The organism is Pseudomonas sp. Fl4BN1 (assembly GCF_009908285.1).
GTDB lineage: Bacteria > Pseudomonadota > Gammaproteobacteria > Pseudomonadales > Pseudomonadaceae > Aquipseudomonas.
Map to the genome: position 1 here is coordinate 98,164 of NZ_JAAARM010000009.1, position 26,767 is coordinate 124,930.

A 26,767-nucleotide genomic window follows, 5' to 3' on the forward strand; every position below is an offset into this window, starting at 1 on the left:
AGTGACAACGATGCTTGAATCGCTGGAAAAAATGCTCGCCAAGGGTGTGGATAACGCGCTGCTGCGCTTCGGCCTGGGCAAGGGTTACCTGGATCAGGGCGAGTACGCCAAGGCCGCCGAGCACCTGCAACACTGCGTGGCCTTTGATCCCAAGTATTCAGCGGCCTGGAAGCTGCTGGGCAAGGCTTGCCAGGGGCAGGGCGACACTCAAGCAGCGCGCCAGGCCTGGGAGCAGGGGCTGGAAGCAGCCCGTGGCCACGGTGACAAGCAGGCGGAAAAGGAAATGACCGTGTTCCTCAAGAAGCTCGATCGCCAGTCCTGAAGCCCCTGTAGCCGCTGCCTTTCACAGGTAACGCAGGGCAATCCCTTGCGCATCCACCTGGATCACTTCCATGCGCACCCGCGGAGCGCTCTCCGACAGGCCCTGCACCTGGCCATAGACCACTGCGCCCTTAGGCAACTTCGCCAGGACCGGACTTTGCACATAGACGCCGCTGGCGGACAGGTTGCGGGTCTGCCCCAGGCATTCGCCAATGCTCTCGTGCTGAATCTTGATACGAAACGACTTGCGGTGCTCGGACATCTTCTGCGCCCTTGTTCAGTGTGCTGTGGATAACTCCCCGCTGGGGTTATCCACAGATCGTGCCAACTCTATCAGTACCAGCGCGCCTCACCCGGCGGGCGTTTCTTGAAGCGCTTCATGCTCCACATGTACTGGCTCGGATAAGCCCCGACATAACGCTCGACCACCTTGCTCATGGCGGCGCAGGAGGTTTCGGTATCGGTGCTGTACATCTCTTCCGGAGCCGCTTCGAGGATCACCTTGTATCCCGACCCATCAGGCAGGCGCAGGGCATGCAGGAACACGCCGACGGCCTTGCCGCCGGCCAGCATGTTCGGCACAAACTTGCTGGTCAGCGCCTGGGTGGCGAAGAAGGGCACGAAGATCCCGGCGGATTCGGCCGGTTCCGGGTCGGCGGGGATGCCCACTGCACCCCCTTTGCGCACTTCCTTGATGACGCTGAGGATGCCTTCCTTGGTGGAGGCCGCCACGCGGTTGCCCAGTTGCACCCGCTGCTTGCGCAGCAGTTCGTCCACCGCCTTGAGCTTCGGCGGACGGTAGAAAATGATCGGTTTGCATTGGCTGCAGTAGAAGTGGTTGAGCACTTCCCAGTTGCCCAGGTGGCTGGTGATGCCGACCACGCCCTTGCCCGAGGCCAGGGCATCCTTGAGCACATCGAGGCCCTCGACTTCACGCACCAGCTCGATCGAGCGCTGCGCCGGCCAGATCCAGGCACAGGCGCTTTCGGTCAGGGATTTGCCGATGTCCTTGAGGCTCTGTCCGACTAGCCGCTCGCGCTCGACCGGGTCCATCTGCGGAAAGCATTTGGCCAGGTTGATGCGCACCACGTCGCGGGAGCGGTTGGGGGTCTTCCACATGATCCAGCCGATGGCCGTGCCGACCGCCTGCACCGCACGCCAGGGCAGCAAGGCAAACAACCGCAGAGCGCCCACCAGCAGGGCGCCTTTGAACTTATCCACAAATGACTCCTGATCTGTAGGTCATGATCTAGTCGCAGCCGACTATTCTAACCGCGCATCCGCAAGGATGGCGTAGCGATCACAGTCGCGAGTGTGATCCATGACCATGCCCGAGGCCTGCATCAGGGCATAACAGATGGTCGGACCGACGAAGGTGAAGCCGGCTTTCTGCAGTCCGCGGCTCATGGCCTCGGCTTCCGGGGTCACCGCCGGAACTTCGCTGCGGTCCTTGAAGTGGTTGATCTTCGGCACGCCGCCGACGAACGACCAGAGCAACCCCACCGGGTCTTCCAGCTCCAGCCAGGCCTGGGCATTGCGCCGGGCGGCGTTGAGCTTGAGACGGTTGCGGATGATGCCCGGATCGAGCATCAGCTCGTCAATCTCCGCATCGCTCATCTGCGCCACTCGCTGCACATCGAAGCCGAACAGCACCTGGCGATAACGCTCGCGTTTCTTCAGCACGGTGATCCATGACAAGCCAGCCTGGAACCCTTCGAGCAATAACAACTCGAACAAGCGCTGCCCATCGCGCAGCGGCACGCCCCACTCCTGATCGTGATATGCCATGTACAGCGGATCTTCGGAACACCAAAAGCAGCGTGGCATAAGGCTCCAGGGGGCGTGCGCAGGACTGAATCGGGTATACTCCCGCTCCTTAAATCGCAGCCCAAGTAACAGGTGAATTTCGTGAGCCAGCCTACGCCAGCCGTGCGTACCTTCCAAGACTTGATCCTCGCCCTCCAGCAGTACTGGGCCGAGCAAGGTTGTGTGGTACTTCAGCCCTACGATATGGAAGTAGGCGCCGGCACTTTCCACACCGCTACCTTCCTGCGGGCCATCGGCCCGGAAACCTGGAACGCCGCTTATGTGCAGCCCAGTCGTCGCCCGACTGACGGCCGCTACGGCGAAAACCCCAACCGCCTGCAGCATTACTATCAGTTCCAGGTGGTCTTGAAGCCCAACCCGGAAAACTTCCAGGAGCTGTACCTGGGCTCCCTGAAGCATGTGGGCCTGGACCCGCTGGTGCACGACATCCGTTTCGTCGAAGACAACTGGGAGTCGCCGACCCTGGGCGCCTGGGGCCTGGGCTGGGAAGTCTGGCTCAACGGCATGGAAGTGACCCAATTCACCTACTTCCAGCAAGCGGGCGGCATCGAGTGCTATCCGGTGACCGGCGAGATCACCTATGGCCTGGAGCGCCTGGCCATGTACCTGCAGGGCGTGGACTCGGTGTACGACCTGGTCTGGGCCGACGGCCCGTTCGGCAAGGTCACCTACGGCGACGTGTTCCACCAGAACGAAGTGGAGCAGTCGACCTACAACTTCGAACACGCCAACGTCGAGAAGCTGTTCGAACTGTTCGACTTCTACGAAAGCGAAGCCAAGCGCCTGATCGAGCTGGATCAGCCGCTGCCACTGCCAAGCTATGAAATGGTCCTCAAGGCCTCGCACACCTTCAACCTGCTGGACGCGCGCCGAGCAATTTCGGTGACGGCCCGTCAGCAGTACATCCTGCGTGTACGCACCCTCGCGCGCTCCGTGGCCCAAGCCTACCTGATGGCTCGCGCCAAGCTGGGCTTCCCGATGGCGACCCCGGACCTGCGTGATGAAGTGTTGGCTAAGTTGGAGGCGGCACAATGAGTGCGCAAGATTTTCTGGTTGAACTGGGCACTGAAGAGCTGCCCCCAAAAGCCCTGAACACCCTGGCCGACGCCTTCCTGGCCGGCATCGAGAAAGGCCTGCAGAGCGCTGGCCTGAGCTTCGAGGCCAAGCAGGTCTATGCCGCGCCACGGCGCCTGGCAGTGCTGATCACCGGTCTGGCTACCCAGCAGCCAGACCGCAGCATCAACCTCGACGGCCCACCACGCCAGGCCGCCTTCGATGCCGACGGCAACCCGACCCAGGCCGCCCTCGGCTTCGCCAAGAAGTGCGGCGTGGACCTGAGCGAAATCGACCAGAGCGGCCCCAAGCTGCGCTACAGCCAGAGCATCCAGGGCAAGCCCACCGCCAGCCTGCTGCCGACCATCGTCGAAGACTCGCTGAACGACCTGCCAATCCCCAAGCGCATGCGCTGGGCTGCGCGCAAGGAAGAGTTCGTGCGTCCGACCCAGTGGTTGGTAATGCTGCTGGGCGATGAAGTCATCGACTGCACCATCCTCGCCCAGAAAGCCGGTCGCGACTCCCGTGGTCACCGTTTCCATCACCCGGAAAACGTACGCATCACGGCGCCGGCCAACTACCTCAATGACCTGCGTGCCGCCTACGTACTGGCCGACGCCAACGAGCGCCGCGAGCTGATCAGCAAGCGCACCGCAGAGCTGGCAACCCTGCAGGAAGGCACGGCGATCGTGCCGGCAGACCTGCTGGACGAAGTCACCGCGCTGGTGGAATGGCCAGTGCCACTGGTGTGCTCGTTCGAGGAACGTTTCCTCGACGTGCCCCAGGAAGCCTTGATCACCACCATGCAGGACAACCAGAAGTACTTCTGCCTGCTGGACGTCGACGGCAAGCTGCTGCCGCGCTTCATCACCGTGGCCAACATCGAAAGCAAGGACCCGCGCCAGATCATCGAGGGCAACGAGAAAGTCGTGCGCCCGCGTCTGACCGACGCCGAGTTCTTCTTCAAGCAGGACAAGAAACACAAGCTCGAAGACTTCAACCTGCGCCTGCAGAACGTGGTCTTCCAGGAAAAACTCGGCAGCGTCTACGACAAGGCCGAGCGCATTTCCAAGCTGGCAGCGTTCATTGCCCCGCGCATCGGTGGCGACGCCCAGCGCGCAGCCCGCGCCGGCCTGCTCTCCAAGTGCGACCTGGCCACCGAGATGGTCGGCGAGTTCCCGGAAATGCAAGGTGTTGCCGGTTACTACTACGCCCTCAATGACGGCGAGCCGCAAGACGTGGCCCTGGCCCTGAACGAGCAGTACATGCCTCGTGGCGCCGGCGCCGAGCTGCCGAGCACCATCACCGGTGCCGCCGTGGCCATCGCTGACAAGCTGGACACCCTGGTGGGTATCTTCGGTATCGGCATGCTGCCCACCGGCAGCAAGGACCCCTACGCCCTGCGTCGTGCAGCCCTGGGTGTACTGCGCATCCTGATCGACAAGAAGTTCGACCTCGACCTGACCGACGCCGTGGCATTCGCCGTCAGCGCTTTCGGCACCAAGGTCAAGGCCGCCGGCCTGGCCGAGCAGGTGCTGGAGTTCATCTTCGACCGTCTGCGTGCCCGTTACGAAGACGAAGGCGTGGATGTAGCCACTTACCTGTCGGTGCGAGCCCTGAAGCCGGGCTCGGCCCTGGACTTCGACCAGCGCGTGCAAGCCGTACAGGCGTTCCGCAAGTTGCCGGAAGCCGCCGCCCTGGCTGCGGTGAACAAGCGCGTGTCGAACCTGTTGAGCAAAGTCGAAGGCAATGTGCCGACCACCATCGAAGCCAAGTACTTCGACAACGCCAACGAGTTCTCCCTGTACTCGGCAATCCAGCAGGCAGATCAGGCTGTACAGCCAATGGCCGCGGCCCGTCAGTACAGCGAGACCCTGGCCCGCCTGGCCGCCCTGCGCGAACCGGTGGACGCCTTCTTCGAGGCGGTAATGGTCAATGCTGAAGACGCCAAGGTACGAGCCAACCGCTATGCACTGCTGGCGCGACTGCGGGGCCTGTTCCTGGGCGTGGCGGACATTTCGGTACTGAGCTGATCAGGTAAGGAACTGCTGTGAAACTGCTGATACTCGATCGTGATGGCGTGATCAATCACGACTCCGATGCCTACATCAAATCGGTGCAGGAGTGGATTCCAATCCCCGGCTCGATCGAAGCCATCGCGCAGTTGAGCAAGGCCGGCTGGACGGTGGCGATTGCCACCAACCAGTCCGGCATCGCTCGCGGCTACTACGACCTGGCCACTCTCGATGCCATGCATGCGCGCCTGCGCGAGCTGGTGGCCGAGCAGGGTGGTGAGGTTGGGCTGATCGTCTACTGCCCCCACGGCCCCGACGAAGGGTGCGCCTGTCGCAAACCGAAACCGGGCATGCTGCGAACCATTGCCGAGCACTACCAGGCGGATCTGACCGGTCTATGGTTTGTTGGTGACAGTCTCGGTGACCTGGAGGCCGCAAAAGCCGTCGACTCTCAGCCAGTATTGGTAAAGACCGGGAAAGGCCAAAAGACCCTGGGGAAAACCCTGCCGGTAGGCACCCTGATATTTGACGACCTGGCGGCCATTGCCGCTGAACTTATCCACAATTAGGCCCCTTCTGGCATCCTGACCTAGGACTGTTTGGGAGAGCGCTTTTTAACAGGCGGGCATGCCCGCAATGGTAAATGCCGCTATGTCGATCCTGCAGGCCATCAGAACCTTCTTCTTTTACCTGCTGCTGGGCACCAGTTCCTTGCTGTGGTGCTCCTTGAGCTTTTTTATCGCGCCGTTCCTGCCATTCAAGGCGCGCTATCGCTTTATCAACGTCTATTGGTGCCGCTGCGCACTGTGGCTGACCAAGGTATTTCTGAACATCCGCGTGGAAGTACAGGGCGCGGAAAACGTCCCCGAACGGCCTTGCGTGATCGTCTCGAACCACCAGAGCACCTGGGAAACGTTCTTCCTCTCGGCCTACTTCGAGCCTCTGAGCCAAGTGCTCAAGCGCGAGTTGCTGTTTGTGCCGTTCTTCGGCTGGGCGATGGCCATGCTGCGGCCCATCGCCATTGATCGGGACAACCCCAAAGCCGCCCTCAAGCAAGTGGCGAGCAAGGGCAACGAGCTGCTCAAGGACAACGTCTGGGTGCTGATTTTCCCTGAGGGCACCCGTGTGCCGTTCGGCCAGGTCGGCAAATTTTCCCGCAGCGGCAGCGCCCTGGCGGTGAACGCCGACCTGCCGGTGCTGCCGGTGGCCCACAATGCTGGCAAGTACTGGCCGAAGAGCGGCTGGGCCAAGCGTCCCGGCACCATCACCGTGACCATTGGCGCACCGATGTATGCCGAAGGCAGCGGCCCACGGGCCATCGCCGAGCTCAATGACCGGGTGGCAGCATGGAACGAACAGGCTCAGCGGGATATGGGCTCATTGCCACCATTGGCCACTCCTGCGGATAAGATTGCTGTATGAGCTTCTGTGGATAACCTGTGTACGACTTTTCGTACAATGGCTAAAATTTACGTATAAATCACTGATTTATATGTATATTTCAAGAGCTCATAAAATACTGAAAAACGTGCATAAGTTTTTCTGAAGGCAAGAAATCGATCCGCAATGACTGCAGGCTGAGATAAGGCGCACAGCGCCTTCCGAGGGCCTCAAGTACCGGGATGATCTACGGCATTCCAGCAGCTACAGGTCCTCCAGCAGGGGCAGCTCGAGGATGAAGCACGAGCCCTGGCCTACCACGCTCTTGCAGCTGATGCGCCCGTGATGCCGATCCACCACCGCCTTGACCATGGACAAGCCCAGGCCCAGGCCGTCGATGCCCTTGGCCGAGGCAAAGCGCTGGTATTGGCCGAACAGCAGGGGCAGATCCGCAGTCGCAATCCCCTGGCCTTCATCGCGGATCTCGCAACGCAGCCAACCTTCGGCACAACTGACTTGCACGCTTACGGTGGAGCCTGCCGGGCTGTACTTGATGGCATTCTCCAGCAGATTGAACAGGGCTCGGGTCAGCAGCGACTGATCCGCCAGGACCAGGCCTTCCGCTTCTTCATCCAGATCATGCCGCAGACCGATATTCTTCAACTGAGCCAGGGTGGTGGCCTGATCGAAGACATCCAGTACCAGCATGGCGAACATGCTCGGCTCGAACTGATAGGCCTCCGATTCGGCCTTGGCCAGTTGCACGAAGGCGTCGGTCAGCCCCAGCGCCCGGCGAACCTGCTGCTCGATCTGGGCGTATACCTGCTTGGGCAGCGAGGGTTGATGACGCTGGACATCCAGCAGCGCAAGGATCGCTGAGTGGGGCGCGCGCAAATCGTGGGAAAGAAACCGCAGCAGCACTCCGCGCTGCTGTTCGGCATCGCGCTCGACACTCAGGTCGGTCAGGCTCAACAACCAGCCGATCGGTGTGTCGCTGTCCACCGGCAGCAAAGGCACCAACTCCATGCGCAAACTGCGTTGCTGAACATCGCGGAATTCTATTGCGGGCAACTGCGCCAGGCTCGGGTACAAGGCCGGTTCTGCCAACCCCGGATACCCCAGGAGCGCCAGTTGCGGGATCAGGGCCTGCCCGATCAGCGAATGGGCAAACACATCACGGGCATTGCGGTTGGCCAGCAGGATCTTGCCGTCCGGATCACTGATCAGGGTCGCTACCGGCAGATATTCCAGGCCGTCGGCAATAAAGCGCCGGGTATCCCGGGTCCGGCTCAAAGCCTGCTCCAGGGCGACAATCTGCCCTTGCAACACATCACCCACCGGCGTCTGACTACGGCGTCGCTCCGGTAGCACCTTGGGTTCGCTGTCGAGGCGCGCAAGCTCCCAGCCGAAATAGGCCAGGATCACGCTCAACCGGCGCCAGTTCCAGATCAGATACGCCAGCAGCATGCCCAATAGGCTCGCTACCGGCGACCACCAGAACCCCAGGCGCAGCATCAGTACCGACCCCAGCAACGCCAAGCCTATGCAACCCAGGGTTATCCACAAGGCGTGGCGCGGACGCCAAAGCAGCAGACCGAGCAGGGCGGCGGTCAAGGCCATGGATAAGAGCATTCCCGACCATTTGCCCAGGGCGACAATACTGCGATGCTGCAACAGACCGTTAAGCAGGTTGGCCTGGATCTCGACTCCCGGGGTGGTGCCCTGGCTGCCGGATTGCGGCGTCACGTAGCGATCCCCCAGCCCTGGAGCCGTGGACCCCACCAGGATCAACCGACCCCGCAGCAGCTGCGCTGGCACTTCGCCCCGCAACACACTGGCATAAGGCACGCTGGGAAAGCCCGCGGCCTTGCTGATAAAGGGAATACGTACCAGGTTGGCACGCAGCCAGCCCTGGGCGACCAGGGGACTCCCGGAACCCGGCATCAGCGGTAAAAGCGGGTCGGCTTCGGTGAGTTGGTAAAGCAACCAGGACAGTTGCGCTCGAGGTGCCTGCTGCGGACCTTCCTGCAGGTAGACACTGCGGACCGTGCCATCGGCATCCGCTTCAGCATTGATGTGACCCAGGCCCCGGGCACAGTTGCGCAGCAGCGCTACCGGAGGGATCTCGGCCAGGTCCTGGCCATAGCGGGCGGCGCCCTCACGCAGTACTGGCAGGAATACGTTGCCGGCGCGACAGAGGGCAGCCGCCAGGCGGGTATCGTTCTCCTGCGTAGCGCCAGGCTCACTGAGGATCACATCGAACAGCACGCCCTTGACCTCGGCGGCAGTCAGCCGGTCCAGCAACTCGCCATGGATCGCCCGGGGCCAGGGCCAACGACCCAATTGCTGAAGGCTGTAGTCATCGATGGTCACCAGCAGAATTCGTGGGTCTACCGGCAGCGGGGTAAAACGCCGCAGATTGTCATAGAACAGGTTGTTCAGGGCCAGGCCGTGGCTCAGGGACAGCACCGCCGTCAGTGGCAGCAGAATCAGGCTGACCCACAACCACTGCCGCACCAGGCGCCGGAACAGATGCTGGGCCTGGGTTGACTCACGGCCATCGGTGCGGCGGCTCCACAGGCCCATCAGCGGTCTGCCGACGAGTTATTGAACACGGGTGGTTCTGGGGTAATAGAAGATGTCATAAACCCCGGTCTCTCCTTCCAGGCCATGCTCGTCGAACGCCGAAAGGCGCACGTGATAGAAAAATGCCTTCAAACCAGTGAAGTTGACTTCCGGGGTACTGGAGAACTGCTCCTGCTTGATATTCAGGAAATCCTTGTCAGTGGCCACCTGGGCTCGGTAACGACGGGCACCCGGCAAGGGTTGCAGGATCAGTTGCCAAACCGGCAGCGCGGCGATTTGACCGGCCTGCCCCAACAACCTGGGCGCCGCCAGCAGTTCCACCGGCTTCAACTCACCTTGTTTCTGAATCCGTAAGCCCTGACGCGCCATGACCTGGACCTCGCCCGGCACCGGCCCTGCGGGTTTATCCACAGGACGCTTGCGAGCACGCGGCGCAGCCTTGCCCGGTGAGTCTTCCTCCCGGCTCACCGCCACCTGCCCGTTGAGCACCTCCACCAGGGCTTGTTGATCATCATTGCGCACTCGGAAATGGGTGCCGCGCACCCCCAACACGCCCACCGGAGTGACGATCTGGAAGCGATCATGGTCGCTGCTGCGCTTGATCACATAGGACTCGATCTGCCCCTGTTCCAGGACCACCTGAGGAATCCGGTACTGGTTGTTCAGTTGCAAGGTGATCTGTGAGCTGGAGGGCAGCACCACCCGTGAGCCATCCCCCAAGGACAAGCTGACAAACGCTGATGGCGACGTCTTGACGCCCTCTTTTTCATCAATGCTCATGCCTTCTTCCAGAGCCACCTCACGGCCCTTGGCGTCCAGCTTCCAGGCTTCACCGGTCAAGTGTTCGACCGTGGCCGGTAGCGGTTGGCCACGACATTGCTGGTTGTCATCGATATAGGGCAGGCGTTGCGGGGCGGCCTGCACGGTGCACAGCGGCAGGATCAACCCCGCCAACAGCAGTGCGGCTCGCGCCACCTGAGACCGGCCAGCGGACGGAGAAGGGCAGAGGTCATTCATGGATATGCTTTGAGCCTTTGGGGAAACCACGGCGAAATCCTACGCACCATACCTGAGGCTGGTCACTGGCAGAAAGCCGGACACTGCATGATGCCGCCCGTTCAGGAGCGGGAGGTGGTGGTGAAGCAAAGGGGGGAGGAGATTCAGGGGAGAAAAAAGTGACACATCCTTGTGTCGGGATCGAAGCGACCAGTCGCCCGATCCAGAGTCCTGAGGAGGCACTCCCTGTTTTCCCCTTCAACGACGCACGCAGGCGCGCGTTGTCCCGCCAGCCTGGCGGTTGACACTCCCTGTGTCGGAGCACTTCCAGGTGCCCCCGTGTGCCACTCAGCGGCAAGCAATGTAACGCTGCCTGGGCGGCTGCGACGGATTTGCAATATTTGTTCAGAATCATCCACAGCGCCCCTAGAAAACCCAGCGTTGAACCGATTGCTGGGCGCGGGAAGGCAGTGCTATGCGCCCCATCACCGGTTCTGCATCCAGGGTCAGTGATGAATCGACAGGGCTGGGCAACGCCATTCGCGTGTACTCGGGCATCACTGCCGTGTAGGAAGGCGCTGCAGATGAATGCATAGTGCTGGCATTGACCCCGAGATAGGCGGCCAGCAACAGACTGAAAAAGCGTATCGGATCCTTACCGCTGAAGATTCCAACAACGGCGGCCTGGCCTTTCCTGAACATGTTCCCCATGATTGTTTTCCTTGCGTGTTCGAGCCGGTATCGTGCCGCTGCAACAGTCCGGCGACACCAGTGCTCCTGGCGTATTACCGGCTATTTGATATCAGCGTACCGAGGGAGCAGGGCCCCAAGAGCAATTCGCCACAATTGTTCAGATTCAGTTCTGGAGCCTAAACTTCTGCCTAGCCCGCAGAGCGCAAGCCACCGCCTCGTGCGCTCCCCGAACCATAAGGAACTGCCTCGCATGCGTGTCGCAATACTGGATGACGAACCCGCAGAACTGGCACGGGTGGAACAGACACTGCGAGAAATTCCCGGCGCTGGCGAACAGCCCTGGACCCTGCACAGCTTCGAGCGCGGTGAAGACCTGTTGCGCCAACTGCGGCGGGAAACCTTCGACCTGCTGATTCTCGATTGGCAAGTACCGGACCTCAGTGGCCTGTCATTGCTGCGCTGGACCCGGGAACACATGGACTCGCCCCCACCGGCCATCATGCTCACCAGCCGCGATGCCGAGAGCGACATCGTCCAGGCCCTGAACACCGGGGCTGACGACTACCTGAGCAAGCCCTTTCGTCCCAACGAGCTCAAGGCCCGGGTCAACGCGGTGCTGCGCCGCCACGGCTTGCAGCGCAACAACAGTGAAGAGGTGCAGAGCTTCAACGACCTGAACTTCGACGATGCCGAGCTGACCGTCACCCGCGCCGGCGCCCCCATCAGCCTCACCGAACGCGAGTACCGCCTGGCCCGCTGCCTGTTCGCCAACCTGGGGCGACCGCTGTCCCGGGAGTACCTCTATGAGCGTTTCTGGACCCATGAGGAAATCGTTTCCTCACGGCCTCTGGATACCCACATCTACCGCCTGCGTAACAAGCTGGGGCTGACGGCCGATCGGGGCTGGCAACTGCTGACGATCTACGGCTATGGCTATCGCCTGGAAAGTGTCGCGTCGCCTGACGAGCAGGGCAACTGACTGCTTGCCGTCAAAAGCGGCTTGATATCATTCCAGGTCCCGCCAGACATCTTCATAGCCGCCGCGGTCGATGATGAAATGCGTCCCGCTCGGCAGATACAGGTAATCGATCACCTCCGGCAACAGCTCGAGCAGATGCTCGGCGCACAGAGGCTGGTAGAAATCCACAGCGGCGGAATGTTCGCCGCAGTGGAAAAACCAACTGACCGTGCCGTTCTCCGGCAACTCGACCCGGGTGCCGTAGATGGGCGACTGCGCAAGGGAGCCGGTGGCCAGTGCAATCATCGGCTCCGGTGCCTGGGGAGCAAGGTCGTAGCGTTCACAGATAAGCTTCTGTCTTGGGTTCATTGGGCCAGCCATCAAGGGAAAACGGGGAGAATACGGCCCAGCGCAAAGACCTGTTCGAGTGCAACCTCGTCATCGCTGTCACCCTCTTCGAAACACCGGAAACGACGCCCTCGCAGCACCGGCTCCAGGCACTTGTGTAACGCCGCGGTCCGGAACAGCAGCTCCATCCAGAGCCTATGGTCACTCTCGAAGGTCAGGCGCAGATCATAGTCGGCGCTGCTGCCCAGGCCAGGGTCCTTGAACTCGACCACCTGCTCTGCAGCCCGCACACAATCCGCACTGCCGCGCAGTCTATGCATGACCTGCCGCACGTCCAGCGGCTCATCAAACACCAGGCAATATTCGTAGCCCATGCTCGTCTTCACTCCGTTCGCGATCAGCTATCCAGCCACCAATTGAGCAAGGTCTCGTCATCGGTGTCATCGAGGTTTTTATAGATGTTGGCGTAGTACCACTCGATGCCCGTGATCTCACGGAAGCGGTTGAAGAACAAGGCGATGTTGTCCATGCCATTTAGCGCTGGTACCGACAATGTCAGATTGCCCTTGTAACGCCCGTCGAGCATGCCGCCCAATTCGGTCGCCACATCCGCCGCCAGGGCAACGATGTGTTCTTCAGGGATGTGATTGGCATAAATATGGATGCAGAAGTTGCCGCCACGCTTGAGCACCACGGCGGGGGCCTGGGGGTCCTTGATCGAGATAATGTCGCCCTTGGCCAGGTTCAGCGTCAGCCCTGGTGAATAGAGAATCTCGTAACTGTCCTCATCGATCCGACGTACATGCAGCGGCTCGTAGACCGGGCCGTGGTTGTTCTGCCCCGCGACAACCCGAATCGATATTTCCTGGTTTTCATCATCCATAACCAATTTCCGAGCGATTGCTGTTTTGACAAAGGGTGAAAAGGGCCGAGCCGGGCTCAGCTGAGTAGCGGGGTCAACTGCTCGATAAACACGTCTCGAAGCATGTGCTGTCGAGTTTTCCATCCCATCTCACAAAGGCGCCGCCATGGGCCTCACAAACTGTCCGTGAAAGAAGTTTTCCTCGAAGGAAAATATGACCTCTGCACTGCCCGGCATGACCAGGACCGTATTCTCATCGGATGGATAGAAAAAGTCGTCCCAGCATTTTATAAAAATATCCCTGGGCACCTGTGCTGCGCAGCACCTGCCCCAGAACAACCAGAGCCATTTTTCACCCTCTAGGGTCTTCTGGAAAAACCCGGCGCCGTCTGCCCGACGCTTGAAATCCAGGGTGGTCGTTTCGCTGACCTGAAACGTCCCGGCGCTGACGCTCATCAGGTGCGAAACCGCAACCCACTCATCCCATAGCGCCTGGGACTGCGCCTGCTGGTACAAGCACAGACGCTGTTTGTCGCTATCGGACAACCCACAATCCCGAGCATTGAACCGCCAGGCAATGGGGTAGCGTTGCTCATCAAAAAGGTAATGCTGCCTATCCATGCATGCCAAACCTCAGTGCGGATGGGCCCACTAGCGAGGCACTATCTGGTGGATCAACAGGGCGGTATCGGGCGTGGGCGGGTAGCGGAATGTCGATACCTCGCTGTGCGGCGACAGCAGTTGAAGGTGCAGACAAGCCTGTGGATCAAACCGGTCGGCCCCATCAAACAGCACCAGCGCGTCGCTTGACCAATCAATACTCAATCGCTCGATCGGGGTCAGTGGACCAAGCTCAAGCAACTCAAGCTGCGCCAGCACCTCGGCCTCAGATGGGGCGCACATCCATCGGATAATCAGCAAGGCATCGTCTGCCGTGGCAATCGCCGTGTCCAAAGGCTCGTCACCCAGGACAAGAATGTCGCCATCGACACCCGCCAGCCGACCGGCATAGTCATCCATCTGACACGCCCTGTGGTAATCCGAGGGATCACCGTCGAGGCCACGCCACAGACCGGCCAAGCCTTCACCCATCACCACCAAGGGGCCACCGGAACTGGACAGCCATGGAGAAATCTTGAATCGACTCATAGGCTCCTTGCCTTCCTGTTGAGCAGAACAGCTACATGATCCACAGACAACGCCATGATGTCCGCGCAAAAAAAAGCCAACGCTAGGCGTTGGCTTTTGAGGTGCCGCTGCGGATCAGAAATCCAGGTTGGACACCGCCAGGGCATTGCTTTCGATGAAGTCGCGACGTGGCTCGACCGCATCACCCATCAGGGTGTTGAAGATCTGGTCGGCGCCGATGGCGTCTTCAATGGTCACCTTGAGCATGCGGCGCATGCTTGGGTCCATGGTGGTTTCCCACAGTTGCTCAGGGTTCATTTCGCCCAGACCTTTGTATCGCTGGATGGTGTGACGCTTGGTGCTTTCCGCCATCAACCAATCCAGGGCTTCCTTGAACTCGGTCACCGCTTTCTTGCGCTCGCCACGCTGAACATAAGCACCTTCGTCCAGCAAGGTGCTCAGTTGAGCGCCGAGAGAGACGACGGTCTTGTAGTCATTACTGCCGAAGAAGTCGCGGTTGAAGGTGACATAGTTGGACAGCCCGTGGGAGATCAGCTCGACCTCTGGCAGCCAGACATTACGCTCACGGTCTTCACGCAGGCTGGCCTTGTAGACCAGGCCGGACTTCTCGGAAGTGCGCAGACGGACGTCGAACTTGGCCAACCAATCCTGCATGGCCGCGTGATCGGACAATTGCTCCATGCTCACGGCCGGCAGGTAGATGAAGTGCTCGGTCAGCTCCTGCGGGTACAGGCGCGACAAACGCTTGAGGGTCTTCATCACCATGCGGAAGTCATTCACCAGAGCCTCCAGCGCAGGGCCGGAAATCCCAGGGGCTTCGTCGTTCAAGTGCAGGCTGGCATCTTCAAGCGCCGACTGGGTCATGTAGTCTTCCATGGCCTCGTCGTCTTTGATGTATTGCTCTTGCTTGCCCTTCTTGACCTTGTACAGCGGCGGCTGAGCGATGTAGATGTAGCCACGCTCAATCAGCTCTGGCAACTGACGGAAGAAGAAGGTCAGCAACAGGGTACGGATGTGCGAACCATCGACGTCAGCATCGGTCATGATGATGATGTTGTGATAACGCAGCTTGTCGATGTTGTACTCGTCGCGGCCGATGCCACAGCCCAGCGCGGTGATCAAGGTGCCGACCTCTTGCGAGGAGATCATCTTGTCGAAGCGCGCCTTCTCAACGTTGAGGATCTTGCCCTTGAGCGGCAGGATCGCCTGGGTCTTGCGGTTGCGTCCCTGCTTGGCGGAGCCGCCAGCAGAGTCACCTTCCACCAGGTAGAGTTCGGACAGGGCAGGGTCTTTTTCCTGGCAGTCCGCCAGTTTGCCCGGCAGGCCGGCAATATCCAGCGCGCCCTTGCGGCGGGTCATTTCACGGGCTTTACGCGCCGCTTCACGAGCACGCGCAGCATCGATCATCTTGCCCACCACCAACTTGGCTTCGTTGGGGTTTTCCAGCAGGAAGTCGGAGAAGAACTTGCCCATCTCCTGCTCGACAGCGGTCTTCACTTCGGAAGACACCAGCTTGTCTTTGGTCTGGGAGCTGAACTTCGGATCCGGTACCTTCACCGAGATAATCGCGGTCAGGCCTTCACGAGCGTCGTCACCGGTGGTGGCAACCTTGTGCTTCTTGGCCAGGCCTTCCTGTTCGATGTAGGTGTTCAGGTTCCGGGTCAGTGCCGAACGGAAGCCCACCAAGTGGGTGCCGCCGTCGCGCTGCGGAATGTTGTTGGTGAAGCACAACAGGTTCTCGTTGAAGCTGTCATTCCACTGCAGGGCGATTTCTACACCAATGCCGTCTTCACGTTGGACATTGAAGTGGAACACCTGGTTGACCGGCGTCTTGTTGGTGTTCAGGTAATCAACGAACGCACGCAGGCCGCCTTCGTACTTGAACAGCTCTTCCTTGCCGCTGCGTTCATCCTTGAGGACGATGCCGACACCGGAGTTGAGGAACGACAGTTCACGAATCCGCTTGGCCAGGACGTCCCAGCTGAAGTGGATGTTCTTGAAGGTATCAGCCGAAGGCTTGAAGTGGATCTGGGTACCGGTGGTTTCGCTGTCGCCAACGATCTTCATCCGATCTTGCGGTACACCGTGGACGTAGGTCTGTTCCCAGATCTTGCCGCTGCGGCGTACGGTGAGGATCAGTTCCTCGGACAGCGCGTTCACTACCGACACACCTACACCGTGCAGACCGCCGGATACCTTGTAGGAGTTGTCATCGAACTTACCGCCGGCGTGGAGCACGGTCATGATGACCTCTGCTGCGGAAACGCCTTCCTCTTTATGCACATCCACCGGGATGCCGCGACCGTTGTCGCGCACGGTGATGGATTCGTCCGGGTGGATGATGATGCTGATGTCGTCGCAATGGCCGGCCAAAGCTTCGTCGATCGAGTTATCGACCACCTCGAACACCATGTGGTGCAGACCGCTACCGTCATCGGTGTCGCCAATGTACATACCGGGACGTTTGCGTACGGCATCCAAACCTTTTAGCACCTTGATGCTGGTCGAGTCGTACGTATTTTCTTCGCTCATGCCTTCACTCCCGATGGTCGTGGGTCTGGGTGATACGGCCTTGTTCCACGTGGAACAAAGCGACTGGCGTTTCCGTCTGCCAGCCTTCCCTCAATAATTCGTGATCTACACAGGTGATAAACACCTGGCAGCGTAAGTCTTCCAACAAGCGACATAGAGCGCGGCGGTGCTGCTCGTCCAGCTCGGACGGCAAGTCATCCACTAGATAAATACACTGACCGCGGCGGGCCTGGCTGACCAGGTGCCCCTGGGCAATGCGCAAGGCACAGACCACCAACTTCTGCTGGCCACGGGACAAGATGTCCGCGGCGTTGTGCCCACTCAAGCGCAGACGCAGATCAGCACGTTGGGGACCGGCCTGGGTATGACCCATTTGCTGATCACGGTGCAGGGAGGTCGCGAGTACTTCGCTGAGCTCTCGTTCCTTGTCCCAACCACGGTAATAGCTAAGCGTCAGGCCCTCGAGCTCCAACAGTTCGCTCAAGGTCCGCTCAAAGACTGGTTTCAAGGCTTTGATGTAAGCGCGGCGGTATTCATCGATTTCAGCGCTGGCCTGACACAGTTCCCGGTCCCAGGCCGCTTGCGAAGCGGCGTCAAGTGTACCATGCCGCAGCCATGAGTTCCGCTGCCGCAGGGCCTTCTGCAAGCGCTGCCAGGTGGACATGAAACGAGGTTCCACATGGAACACACCCCAGTCGAGGAACTGCCGACGGATCTTCGGTGCACCTTCCAGCAGGCGAAAGCTGTCGGGGTTGATCAGTTGCAGCGGCAGGATCTCCGCCAGCTGTGCCGCACTGCGGGCATTCTGACCATCGATGCGGATCTGGAATTCCCCCTGGCGATCCCGGGAGATTCCCAGGCTGCTGTGCCCACCCTGAGCCAACTCCACCTGGCCAAATACGGTACAGGCCAGCTGCTCATACTGGATCACCGGTAACAGGCGCGCACTGCGAAACGAGCGGGCAAGCCCCAGCAGGTGGATGGCTTCCAGCACGCTGGTTTTGCCACTGCCATTGGCGCCGTAGAGAAGGTTGATGCGGGGGGAGGGGGAGAAGGTCACCGGGTGCAGATTGCGCACCGCGGTGACCGAGACGCGACTGAGGGACATCTAGCTTCCGCTGAGCATGATTACAGGCGCATCGGCATGACAACGTAAGCCGAGTCGTCGTTGTCGGATTCCTGCACCAGCGCACTGCTGTTGGAGTCGGACAGGATCAGGCGCACCTGCTCGGTAGTCATCACCCCCAACACGTCCAGCAGGTAGCTGACGTTGAAGCCGATTTCCAGCGCACCGCCGTTGTATTCCACACCCACTTCTTCTTCCGCTTCTTCCTGCTCCGGGTTGTTGGCCTGGATCTTCAACTGACCATTGGCCAATTGCAGACGGATGCCGCGGTACTTCTCGTTGGACAGGATCGCAGTACGGCTGAAGGCTTCACGCAGGGCCTGACGATCGCCCAGTACCAGCTTGTCGCCACCTTTGGGCAGCACACGCTCGTAATCCGGGAACTTGCCGTCCACCAGCTTGGAGGTGAAGGTGAATTCACCAGTCGTGGCACGGATATGGTGCTGACCCAGGACAATGCTGACACTGCCATCGGGCTCGGTGAGCAAGCGGGCCAGTTCGAGGATGCCTTTACGCGGCACGATCACCTGATGGCGATCCGGCTGGCCGATATCCACCTGCATCGAACACATGGCCAGGCGGTGACCGTCGGTGGCCACGGCACGGATGATTCCGGCAGAAACTTCCAGCAGCATGCCGTTGAGGTAGTAGCGCACGTCCTGCTGGGCCATGGCGAAGCTGGTGCGCTCGATCAAGCGACGCAACCGACTCTGCTCCAGCTGGCAGGTCAGCGAGCCCGGGCCTTCTTCCACAGTCGGGAAGTCGTTGGCTGGCAGGGTCGACAGGGTAAAGCGGCTACGACCGGCCTTTACCACCAGCTTCTGCTCGTCGACCTTGATGTCGATCAGGGCGTCGTTGGGCAAGCTCTTGCAGATGTCCATCAGCTTGCGCGCGGGAACGGTAATTTCCCCCGGCTCTGCCGGCTCTTCAAGCTGCACACGACCGACCAGCTCGACTTCCAGGTCGGTACCGGTCAGCGACAGTTGCTGGCCTTCGACAACCAACAGCACGTTGGAAAGCACCGGCAAGGTCTGACGGCGTTCGACGACGCCGGCGACCAGTTGCAGGGGTTTCAACAGGGCTTCGCGTTGAATGGTGAAATGCATGGTCTAGTCCCTTGCCTTAATAAGCTGCGTTGGTGTCATCAAGTGGTCAGAGTACGCAGCAGGTTCTTGTAGTCCTCGCGGATGTCCGCGTCGGATTCCTTAAGTTCATTGATCTTGCGGCAGGCGTGCAACACGGTGGTGTGGTCGCGGCCGCCGAACACATCGCCGATTTCCGGCAGGCTGTGGTTGGTCAGCTCCTTGGACAAGGCCATGGCCACCTGACGCGGACGGGCCACCGAACGCGAGCGTCGCTTGGACAGCAGATCGGAAATCTTGATCTTGTAGTATTCGGCGACGGTGCGCTGGATGTTATCCACAGACACCAGTTTGTCCTGCAGGGCCAGCAGGTCCTTCAGGGATTCGCGAATCAACTCGATGGTGATGTCGCGACCCATGAAGTGCGAGTGCGCGATGACCCGCTTGAGTGCGCCTTCCAGTTCACGGACGTTGGAGCGAATCCGCTGGGCGATGAAGAACGCCGCATCATGAGGCAGTTCGACTTTGGCCTGGTCGGCCTTCTTCATCAGGATCGCCACCCGGGTTTCCAGTTCCGGCGGTTCTACCGCCACCGTCAGGCCCCAGCCGAAGCGGGACTTGAGGCGCTCTTCCAGCCCTTCGATTTCCTTTGGATAACGGTCGCTGGTGAGAATCACCTGCTGGCCGCCTTCGAGCAGGGCGTTGAAGGTGTGGAAGAACTCTTCCTGGGAACGCTCTTTACGGGCGAAGAACTGAATATCGTCGATCAGCAGCGCGTCGACCGAACGATAGAAGCGTTTGAATTCATTGATCGCGTTGAGCTGCAACGCCTTGACCATGTCTGCCACAAACCGCTCGGAATGCAGGTACACGACCTTGGCATTCGGATTCTTCTTTAATAGGTGGTTACCCACGGCATGCATCAAGTGGGTCTTACCCAGACCGACGCCGCCATAAAGGAAAAGCGGGTTGTAGCCATGCTTGGGATTATCCGCCACCTGCCAGGCCGCTGCGCGGGCCAGCTGGTTGGACTTGCCTTCGACAAAATTCTCAAAGGTGAATGTGCGGTTCAGGTAGCTGGTGTGCTTGAGCGCACCTTCTACCTGGACGGTACGTTGCTCTGCACGTACCGGTGCCTGCTGGGAGCTGGCGCCCGCCATCGGGTCGAAACTGTCACGAGAGGGCTCTGTACTGACCTCGGCGGCCTTCTGCGTCGCGGCTTTTTTCGCCGGAGCAGAGACGGGTGCCGGAGCTGCCGGAGCCGCGTTAGCTTGCAACGCCTGGGAAGCGGCGGCGGCCAGCGGGGCATTGGGCGCAGCGCGAGGCGCCGAACTGCGTTTGCTGCCTATTAATAAGGAAAGAGCCGGCGCCATACCGTTGCCGTGCTCATCCAGTAGCTCGAGCACACGCCCCAGGTACTTTTCGTTGACCCAATCGAGAACAAAACGATTCGGTGCGTATACACGCAACTCGTCGCCTTCGGCTTCGACCTGTAGCGGACGGATCCAAGTGTTGAATTGCTGGGCAGGCAGCTCATCACGCAGAAGCTCCACGCACTGCTGCCAAAGTTCCACTGACACGGATATCCCCTAAGTTGAAAGCCGGTGAGGCAAAAACAAGCGGCTATTGTAGCGATCAGCCGCCCACTTATCCACATGTAGCGTGCCTTGAGAACGCTAAGAATCAACGCCTTACCCTGAATAAACACGACCAATGGTATGTGCATAAGCTCTGTGGATAACCCTGCTTGAGGTCGTTGCACAACTCGGGGTTGAACTCTGTGGGTAACTCGCCTGTGGATAACAACCCTTTTCACACACAGCTTTTCCGACAGTGCAGCACAGGCAGAACACTGCTTCTCAACCGTGTTGTCATTCTCTGTACAGTACGGCCTATAAGGGCTAAAGGTAGTTATCCACAGAAGATGGCGTCCCTAGCTTTTATAAGCTTTACAGAAAAGCTTTAAATACTTTCCTTCTTTATTTTTATATCTAGCTGACCTGAGCTCACAATCCTGAACCCGGACATAGATAGATAAAGGAAAAGCTGGTTGGAAATTGACCTAGAGGCTTGCTTTCTCTAGAATCGCCGATCTCTTAAAACGGGGGCCATTCCGGCCCGTTGTGGACGAACCAGGTAACACGACATGAAACGTACTTTCCAACCAAGCACTATCAAACGCGCTCGTACCCACGGTTTCCGTGCTCGCATGGCTACCAAGAACGGTCGGGCTGTCCTGTCGCGTCGTCGCGCCAAAGGTCGTGCGCGTCTGGCAGTTTGATAATCCGGTACTGGAGGTGAGTCAGGACTTCAGTCGGGACAAGCGTCTGCTTACTCCCCGGCACTTCAAGGCGGTCTTTGACTCCCCTACCGGCAAGGTTCCGGGGAAAAATCTCCTGCTCCTTGCGCGCAATAACGATCTTGATCATCCCCGTCTGGGGCTTGTGATCGGGAAAAAGAGCGTAAAGCTCTCCGTTGAGCGCAATCGCCTCAAGCGCCTGATGCGCGAATCGTTTCGTCTCCACCAGGATTCACTGGTCGGATGGGATATCGTTATCGTCGCGCGCAAAGGTTTGGGCGATGTAGAAAACCCCGAATTGATTCAGCATTTCGGTAAGCTCTGGAAACGCCTGGCGCGCAGCAAGCCGGTACCAGAAGTCAAATCCGAAACTGTAGGGGTAGACAGTCCAGATGCGTAAACTGGCCCTCGTTCCGATCCAGTTTTATCGCTATGCCATTAGTCCTCTGATGGCCAGTCACTGTCGTTTCTACCCCAGTTGTTCCTGCTACGCGTATGAAGCCATCGAAAATCATGGCCTTCTGCGCGGTGGCTGGCTGACCTTTCGTCGTTTAGGTCGCTGTCATCCGTGGAATCCCGGTGGTTATGACCCGGTTCCACCTATCCCTACCTCCCGTTCTTCTTCGATGGCCGAGTAATCATGGATATCAAACGCACGATCCTGATCGTCGCCCTGGCAATCGTGTCCTATGTCATGGTTCTTCAATGGAACCAGGATTATGGCCAGGCTGCCCTGCCGACTCAGAATGTTGCTTCCAGCACGACCACTCCGGGCTTGCCGGATACTCAAACTGGCACTTCTGCTGCCAATGACGACATTCCGCGCGCAGCAAGCGACAACACTGCACCCGCCGAAGCGCCGGTAGCGGCAAGTAAAGATCTCATCCAGATCAAAACGGATGTGCTCGACTTGGCTGTCGATCCACAAGGTGGGGATATCGCACAACTGCGTTTGCCACTGTATCCACGTCGTCAGGACCACCCGGAAATTCCTTTCCAGCTGTTCGATAACGGCAACGAACGGACTTATCTGGCACAAAGTGGCCTGATTGGCAGCAATGGCCCGGACGCCAGCCCAGCTGGTCGCCCTGTCTACTCCTCGGAGAAGAAAAGTTATCAACTGGCTGACGGTCAGGACCAACTGGTGGTCGACCTGAAGTTCAGCAAGGACGGCGTCAACTACATCAAGCGCTTCACCCTCAAGCGCGGCTTGTATGACATCACCGTTTCCTACCTGATCGACAACGAAAGCGCTCAACCTTGGACCGGTGCGATGTTCGCCCAGCTCAAGCGCGACGCCAGTTCCGATCCGTCCTCCAGCACCGCCACCGGCACCGCGACTTACCTGGGCGCAGCCCTGTGGACAAGTTCCGAGCCGTACAAAAAAGTGTCCATGAAAGACATGGACAAGGTGAACGAGGACAAAACCAAGGCGCCGATCACTGAAAATGTTCAGGGTGGTTGGGTCGCCTGGTTGCAACACTACTTCGTGACCGCCTGGATTCCGCCAAAAGGCGAGAACAACCAGGTCCTGGCGCGTAAAGACAGCAAAGGCAACTACATCATCGGCTACACCGGCCCTTCGATGACCGTTGCTCCAGGTGCCAAGGCTGAAACCAGCGCCACTCTGTACGCCGGTCCGAAAAGCCAGGCCGTGCTGAAAGAGTTGTCCCCAGGTCTGGAATTGACTGTGGATTACGGCTTCCTGTGGTTCATTGCTCAGCCAATCTTCTGGCTGCTGCAACATATCCACAGCCTGGTGGGTAACTGGGGCTGGTCGATCATTTTCCTGACCATGCTGATCAAGGGGATCTTCTTCCCACTGTCGGCCGCCAGCTACAAGTCCATGGCACGTATGCGTGCAGTGGCGCCGAAACTGGCTGCGCTGAAGGAAAAGTTTGGCGACGATCGTCAGAAAATGTCCCAGGCGATGATGGAGCTGTACAAGAAAGAGAAGATCAATCCGCTGGGTGGTTGCTTGCCAATCCTCGTGCAGATGCCGGTTTTCCTGTCCTTGTACTGGGTACTCCTGGAAAGCGTGGAAATGCGTCAAGCTCCGTTCATGCTGTGGATTACTGACCTGTCGATCAAGGATCCGTTCTTCATTCTGCCGATTATCATGGGCGCTACCATGTTCATCCAGCAGCAGCTGAACCCGACGCCTCCGGACCCGATGCAGGCCAAGGTGATGAAAATGATGCCGATCATCTTCACCTTCTTCTTCCTGTGGTTCCCAGCCGGTCTGGTGCTGTACTGGGTAGTGAACAACTGCCTGTCGATCGCACAACAGTGGTACATCACTCGTAAGATCGAAGCGGCGACCAAAGCTGCTGCCTGACCTACGCTGTGGATAACCACACAAGACGCCCCCTAGTGGGGCGTTTTGCTATCTGTCACTTTTGTCTGGATGTCGGGTTATGAATGTCCCTCGTGAAACCATCGCCGCTATTGCTACCGCCCAAGGCCGCGGCGGCGTGGGCATCGTACGGATTTCCGGGCCTCTGGCGGGCGCGGCGGCCAAGGCCATCAGTGGCCGCGAGTTGAAGCCACGGTTTGCCCATTACGGCGCGTTTCTCAGTGAGCAGGAAGAGGTGCTGGATGAAGGCATTGCCCTGTATTTTCCGGGGCCGAACTCCTTCACCGGGGAAGACGTGCTGGAGCTCCAGGGGCACGGCGGTCCCATCGTTCTCGACATGCTGCTGCAGCGTTGCCTGGAACTGGGCTGCCGTCTGGCCCGGCCGGGTGAATTCAGCGAACGCGCCTTCCTCAATGACAAACTCGACCTGGCTCAGGCCGAGGCGATTGCCGACCTGATCGAAGCCAGCTCCGCACAGGCCGCGCGCAATGCCTTGCGCTCGCTGCAGGGAGCCTTCTCCCAGCGTGTGCATAAGTTGACCGAACAGCTGATCGCCCTACGAATCTATGTCGAAGCGGCGATTGATTTTCCTGAAGAGGAAATCGACTTTCTGGCCGACGGCCACGTATTGAGCATGCTCGATGCGGTTCGCGACGAGTTATCCACAGTGCTGCGTGAAGCCGGTCAAGGCGCCTTGCTCCGTGATGGCATGACGGTAGTGATTGCTGGCCGGCCGAACGCGGGAAAATCCAGCTTGCTCAATGCCCTGGCCGGGCGTGAGGCCGCTATCGTCACCGAAATCGCCGGCACCACGCGGGACATCCTGCGTGAACATATCCACATCGATGGCATGCCGTTGCACGTGGTCGACACCGCTGGCCTGCGGGACACCGAGGATCAGGTGGAAAAAATCGGCGTCGAGCGGGCCCTCAAGGCCATCAGCGAAGCCGACCGGGTGCTGTTGGTAGTGGACGCCACTGCAGCAGAGGCTGCTGATCCTTTCGCCTTGTGGCCAGAGTTTCTCGAACAACGTCCGGATCCGGCCAAGGTCACCCTGATCCGCAACAAGGCGGATTTGACTGGCGAACCCATCGCCCTGGAAACCTGTGACGATGGCCACGTCACCATCAGCCTCAGCGCCATGTCCGCAGGGGCTGGGTTGGAGTTGTTGCGTGACCATCTCAAGGCCTGCATGGGTTACGAGCAGACCTCCGAGAGCAGCTTCAGTGCCCGCCGCCGGCATCTGGAAGCCCTGCGCTATGCCAGCGCCGCGCTGGAACATGGCCGGGCGCAACTGACCTTGGCCGGGGCCGGTGAATTGCTGGCTGAAGATCTACGCCAGGCCCAGCAGTCGTTGGGGGAAATCACTGGGGCATTCAGTTCCGATGATCTGCTGGGACGTATTTTCTCCAGCTTCTGCATCGGCAAGTAGTTACAGGCTCATCGAAGTCCCCGGCGGTGACAGCTGGGGTTTTCTGCCTGTGGGTAACTTTGCCCGGAGCACTGTCTACGGGCGTTACCTTTATCCCCCCTGCAGCTATCCACCTCCGGACCTGCGACCTTGAGTAACAGCCTCTATCCATAGATCACTCGTTTATCGCTGTTAAATCGGTAAATGCCTGACTAATCGACGAAGTTAGCCGGTTTTACAAAGTGGTTCCCAATTTGCATCACTGTTTTTGTACAGGTTCATACATCTAGGAAAAATCTTGATATTGAGCCTGCATGTCGGCCAATGGACGCCGGCTCGTGATGTGAACGCATTCAAGGAACAGACATGGCTAACGTGGGCTCTGCTTTACACCGTGGCTTGAGTACTCGACATATTCGTTTCATTGCCTTGGGCTCGGCTATCGGTACTGGGTTGTTCTATGGTTCGGCGGCCGCCATCCAGCGGGCCGGCCCTTCGGTCCTGCTGGCTTACCTGATTGGTGGTGCAGCCATTTACCTGACCATGCGTGCCTTGGGAGAAATGGCCGTCAGAACCCCGGTATCCGGCTCCTTTGGGCACTATGCCAGCAACTATCTGGGACGCTTCGCAGGATTTCTCACCGGTTGGACCTATGCCTTCTCGATGCTCATGGTGTGCCTGGCGGATGTCACGGCCTTCGGTGTCTACATGGGATTGTGGTTCCCCGATACACCCAGATGGATCTGGGTGCTGAGCATCGTCCTGGGGATCGGTGCCTTGAATCTGTGCAGCGTGCGGGTGTTTGGCGAGATGGAGTTCTGGCTGTCGCTGCTCAAGGTCAGTGCCATCATCGCGATGATCGTTGGCGGGTTTTGCGTATTGCTGTTTGGTATCCAGTTGGGAGAAGGCCATAGCAGTGGGGGGCTGGGAAATCTCTGGAACTATGGCGGCTTTTTCCCCAATGGCTTGGAGGGCATGATTGCCTCCTTCAGCATTGTCATGTTCGCGTTCGGCGGGATCGAAGTGATTGGCATCGCCGCCGGCGAGGCCAAGGATCCGCAACGCATGATTCCCAAGGCCATCAACTCGGTACCGCTGCGGATCCTGATCTTCTATGTCCTTACCTTGCTGGTTCTGCTGACATTGTTTCCTTGGTCGAGCATTGGCAGCCAGGGCAGTCCTTTCGTGCAGATATTCAGCAGCCTGGGAATAGACTCGGCGGCCACTGTGCTGAATATCGTGGTGATTTCTGCAGTGGTCTCGGCGATCAACAGCGACATTTTCAGCGCCGGCCGGATGATGTACGGCATGGCCGCCATTGGCCAGGCCCCAGCAGTGTTCGCCAGGACCTCACAATTCGGCGTGCCCTGGATGACGGTGCTGGTGATGTCAGTGGCGCTGCTGTTGGCAGTACTACTCAATTACTGGGTACCGGAAGAACTGTTCCTGATCTTCGCTTCGCTGGTGACCTTTTCGGTGGTCTGGGTCTGGCTGATGATCCTGCTGTCGCAGATGGCCATGCGCCGTGGCATGACCGCCAATGAGATCGAAGCACTGCACTTTCCAGTGCCGCTGGGGGCCGCTGGCCAGTACTGCACCGTGGTCTTCATGCTGTTCATTTTCGTGGTGCTGGGCGTATTCCCCGAGACTCGTTTGGCGTTGTATGTAGGACTGGGTTGGCTGGCACTGCTGTCGCTGGCCTATTGGATATGGATAAAACCGGGCAATGCTGCGAGCGAGGCCGGTATTGAAGCTCATGAAAAGGGATAACCC

27 protein-coding genes are annotated in these 26,767 nt (G+C 59.3%); 12 read left to right on the top strand and 15 right to left on the bottom strand.

Features of this window, described 5'->3' with window-relative positions:
* Positions 1-10: 10 nt before the first annotated feature.
* Complete coding sequence (locus GV818_RS12655; RefSeq protein WP_161752466.1) at positions 11-322, top strand: tetratricopeptide repeat protein; 312 nt, start codon at positions 11-13, stop codon at positions 320-322.
* 21 nt (positions 323-343) lie between these two features.
* On the opposite strand, the gene GV818_RS12660 is transcribed toward GV818_RS12655, so the two are convergent.
* The 3 genes from GV818_RS12660 to tag all read right to left on the bottom strand — a co-directional run bounded on the left by GV818_RS12660 (position 344) and on the right by tag (position 2,148).
* Positions 344-583, bottom strand: coding sequence for a PilZ domain-containing protein (locus tag GV818_RS12660; RefSeq protein ID WP_161752468.1), 240 nt, complete (start codon positions 581-583; stop codon positions 344-346).
* Between the two features lie 71 nt (positions 584-654).
* Entirely contained in the window at positions 655-1,542 is an 888-nt protein-coding gene (locus GV818_RS12665) for a lysophospholipid acyltransferase (RefSeq protein WP_161752470.1), read from the bottom strand.
* A gap of 42 nt (positions 1,543-1,584) precedes the next feature.
* Entirely contained in the window at positions 1,585-2,148 is a 564-nt protein-coding gene (gene tag, locus GV818_RS12670; protein WP_161752472.1) for a DNA-3-methyladenine glycosylase I, read from the bottom strand.
* An 81-nt stretch (positions 2,149-2,229) separates the two neighbouring features.
* Here tag and glyQ point away from each other — a divergent pair, with 81 nt between their 5' ends.
* The 4 genes from glyQ (at position 2,230) to GV818_RS12690 (ending at position 6,638) form a co-directional block, all read left to right on the top strand.
* The gene (gene glyQ / locus GV818_RS12675; protein ID WP_025132111.1) at positions 2,230-3,183 is read left to right on the top strand and encodes a glycine--tRNA ligase subunit alpha; all 954 of its coding nucleotides are present in this window, start codon (positions 2,230-2,232) and stop codon (positions 3,181-3,183) included.
* Positions 3,180-5,234: a glycine--tRNA ligase subunit beta gene (glyS, locus tag GV818_RS12680; RefSeq protein WP_161776703.1), complete on the top strand. Its 2,055-nt coding sequence runs from the start codon at positions 3,180-3,182 to the stop codon at positions 5,232-5,234. The genes glyQ and glyS overlap by 4 nt, the downstream gene beginning before the upstream one ends.
* A gap of 17 nt (positions 5,235-5,251) precedes the next feature.
* The gene (gmhB, locus tag GV818_RS12685) at positions 5,252-5,785 is read left to right on the top strand and encodes a D-glycero-beta-D-manno-heptose 1,7-bisphosphate 7-phosphatase (RefSeq protein ID WP_161776704.1); all 534 of its coding nucleotides are present in this window, start codon (positions 5,252-5,254) and stop codon (positions 5,783-5,785) included.
* An 82-nt stretch (positions 5,786-5,867) separates the two neighbouring features.
* On the top strand, positions 5,868-6,638 hold the full coding sequence (locus GV818_RS12690) for a lysophospholipid acyltransferase family protein (RefSeq protein WP_161752478.1): 771 nt from the start codon (positions 5,868-5,870) through the stop codon (positions 6,636-6,638).
* A 222-nt stretch (positions 6,639-6,860) separates the two neighbouring features.
* Here GV818_RS12690 and GV818_RS12695 read toward each other — a convergent pair whose 3' ends face one another.
* The 3 genes from GV818_RS12695 to GV818_RS12705 form a co-directional block, all read right to left on the bottom strand.
* Positions 6,861-9,182, bottom strand: coding sequence for a CHASE2 domain-containing protein (locus GV818_RS12695; RefSeq protein WP_161776705.1), 2,322 nt, complete (start codon positions 9,180-9,182; stop codon positions 6,861-6,863).
* Between the two features lie 18 nt (positions 9,183-9,200).
* Positions 9,201-10,199: a FecR family protein gene (locus tag GV818_RS12700; RefSeq protein WP_161752482.1), complete on the bottom strand. Its 999-nt coding sequence runs from the start codon at positions 10,197-10,199 to the stop codon at positions 9,201-9,203.
* A 405-nt stretch (positions 10,200-10,604) separates the two neighbouring features.
* Positions 10,605-10,889, bottom strand: coding sequence for a hypothetical protein (locus GV818_RS12705; protein WP_161776706.1), 285 nt, complete (start codon positions 10,887-10,889; stop codon positions 10,605-10,607).
* Positions 10,890-11,121: 232 nt separating this feature from the next.
* Between GV818_RS12705 and GV818_RS12710 the strand changes: the two genes are divergently transcribed.
* Entirely contained in the window at positions 11,122-11,850 is a 729-nt protein-coding gene (locus tag GV818_RS12710) for a response regulator transcription factor (RefSeq protein ID WP_161752485.1), read from the top strand.
* A 27-nt stretch (positions 11,851-11,877) separates the two neighbouring features.
* Here GV818_RS12710 and GV818_RS12715 read toward each other — a convergent pair whose 3' ends face one another.
* From GV818_RS12715 to dnaA, 9 genes are all read right to left on the bottom strand, one after another.
* Positions 11,878-12,198: an immunity protein Imm33 domain-containing protein gene (locus GV818_RS12715; protein ID WP_178124878.1), complete on the bottom strand. Its 321-nt coding sequence runs from the start codon at positions 12,196-12,198 to the stop codon at positions 11,878-11,880.
* A gap of 11 nt (positions 12,199-12,209) precedes the next feature.
* The gene (locus GV818_RS12720; protein WP_161776708.1) at positions 12,210-12,551 is read right to left on the bottom strand and encodes a hypothetical protein; all 342 of its coding nucleotides are present in this window, start codon (positions 12,549-12,551) and stop codon (positions 12,210-12,212) included.
* Between the two features lie 23 nt (positions 12,552-12,574).
* Positions 12,575-13,060 (bottom strand): DUF4265 domain-containing protein, encoded by a 486-nt coding sequence (locus tag GV818_RS12725; protein WP_161776709.1) that lies wholly within the window; start codon positions 13,058-13,060, stop codon positions 12,575-12,577.
* Between the two features lie 129 nt (positions 13,061-13,189).
* Positions 13,190-13,660, bottom strand: a complete 471-nt coding sequence (locus GV818_RS34425) for a hypothetical protein (RefSeq protein WP_161776710.1) — start codon at positions 13,658-13,660, stop codon at positions 13,190-13,192.
* Positions 13,661-13,690: 30 nt separating this feature from the next.
* Complete coding sequence (locus GV818_RS12735; RefSeq protein WP_161776711.1) at positions 13,691-14,188, bottom strand: Imm21 family immunity protein; 498 nt, start codon at positions 14,186-14,188, stop codon at positions 13,691-13,693.
* A 114-nt stretch (positions 14,189-14,302) separates the two neighbouring features.
* Positions 14,303-16,720 (bottom strand): DNA topoisomerase (ATP-hydrolyzing) subunit B, encoded by a 2,418-nt coding sequence (gene gyrB, locus GV818_RS12740; protein ID WP_161752497.1) that lies wholly within the window; start codon positions 16,718-16,720, stop codon positions 14,303-14,305.
* Between the two features lie 4 nt (positions 16,721-16,724).
* Positions 16,725-17,828, bottom strand: a complete 1,104-nt coding sequence (recF, locus tag GV818_RS12745) for a DNA replication/repair protein RecF (RefSeq protein WP_161752499.1) — start codon at positions 17,826-17,828, stop codon at positions 16,725-16,727.
* A gap of 20 nt (positions 17,829-17,848) precedes the next feature.
* On the bottom strand, positions 17,849-18,952 hold the full coding sequence (dnaN, locus tag GV818_RS12750) for a DNA polymerase III subunit beta (RefSeq protein WP_161752501.1): 1,104 nt from the start codon (positions 18,950-18,952) through the stop codon (positions 17,849-17,851).
* Between the two features lie 38 nt (positions 18,953-18,990).
* Positions 18,991-20,508, bottom strand: coding sequence for a chromosomal replication initiator protein DnaA (gene dnaA, locus GV818_RS12755; RefSeq protein WP_161752503.1), 1,518 nt, complete (start codon positions 20,506-20,508; stop codon positions 18,991-18,993).
* 566 nt (positions 20,509-21,074) lie between these two features.
* Between dnaA and rpmH the strand changes: the two genes are divergently transcribed.
* The 6 genes from rpmH (at position 21,075) to GV818_RS12785 (ending at position 26,764) form a co-directional block, all read left to right on the top strand.
* The gene (gene rpmH, locus GV818_RS12760; RefSeq protein ID WP_003213577.1) at positions 21,075-21,209 is read left to right on the top strand and encodes a 50S ribosomal protein L34; all 135 of its coding nucleotides are present in this window, start codon (positions 21,075-21,077) and stop codon (positions 21,207-21,209) included.
* A gap of 16 nt (positions 21,210-21,225) precedes the next feature.
* A complete protein-coding gene (gene rnpA, locus GV818_RS12765) occupies positions 21,226-21,627 on the top strand; it encodes a ribonuclease P protein component (RefSeq protein WP_368668858.1) in 402 nt (133 codons plus the stop codon).
* A complete protein-coding gene (gene yidD, locus GV818_RS12770; RefSeq protein ID WP_010465488.1) occupies positions 21,620-21,865 on the top strand; it encodes a membrane protein insertion efficiency factor YidD in 246 nt (81 codons plus the stop codon). The genes rnpA and yidD overlap by 8 nt, the downstream gene beginning before the upstream one ends.
* A gap of 2 nt (positions 21,866-21,867) precedes the next feature.
* On the top strand, positions 21,868-23,565 hold the full coding sequence (yidC, locus tag GV818_RS12775) for a membrane protein insertase YidC (protein ID WP_161776712.1): 1,698 nt from the start codon (positions 21,868-21,870) through the stop codon (positions 23,563-23,565).
* A 79-nt stretch (positions 23,566-23,644) separates the two neighbouring features.
* On the top strand, positions 23,645-25,015 hold the full coding sequence (gene mnmE, locus GV818_RS12780; RefSeq protein WP_161776713.1) for a tRNA uridine-5-carboxymethylaminomethyl(34) synthesis GTPase MnmE: 1,371 nt from the start codon (positions 23,645-23,647) through the stop codon (positions 25,013-25,015).
* A 345-nt stretch (positions 25,016-25,360) separates the two neighbouring features.
* A complete protein-coding gene (locus GV818_RS12785) occupies positions 25,361-26,764 on the top strand; it encodes an amino acid permease (RefSeq protein ID WP_161776714.1) in 1,404 nt (467 codons plus the stop codon).
* Positions 26,765-26,767 lie beyond the last annotated feature (3 nt).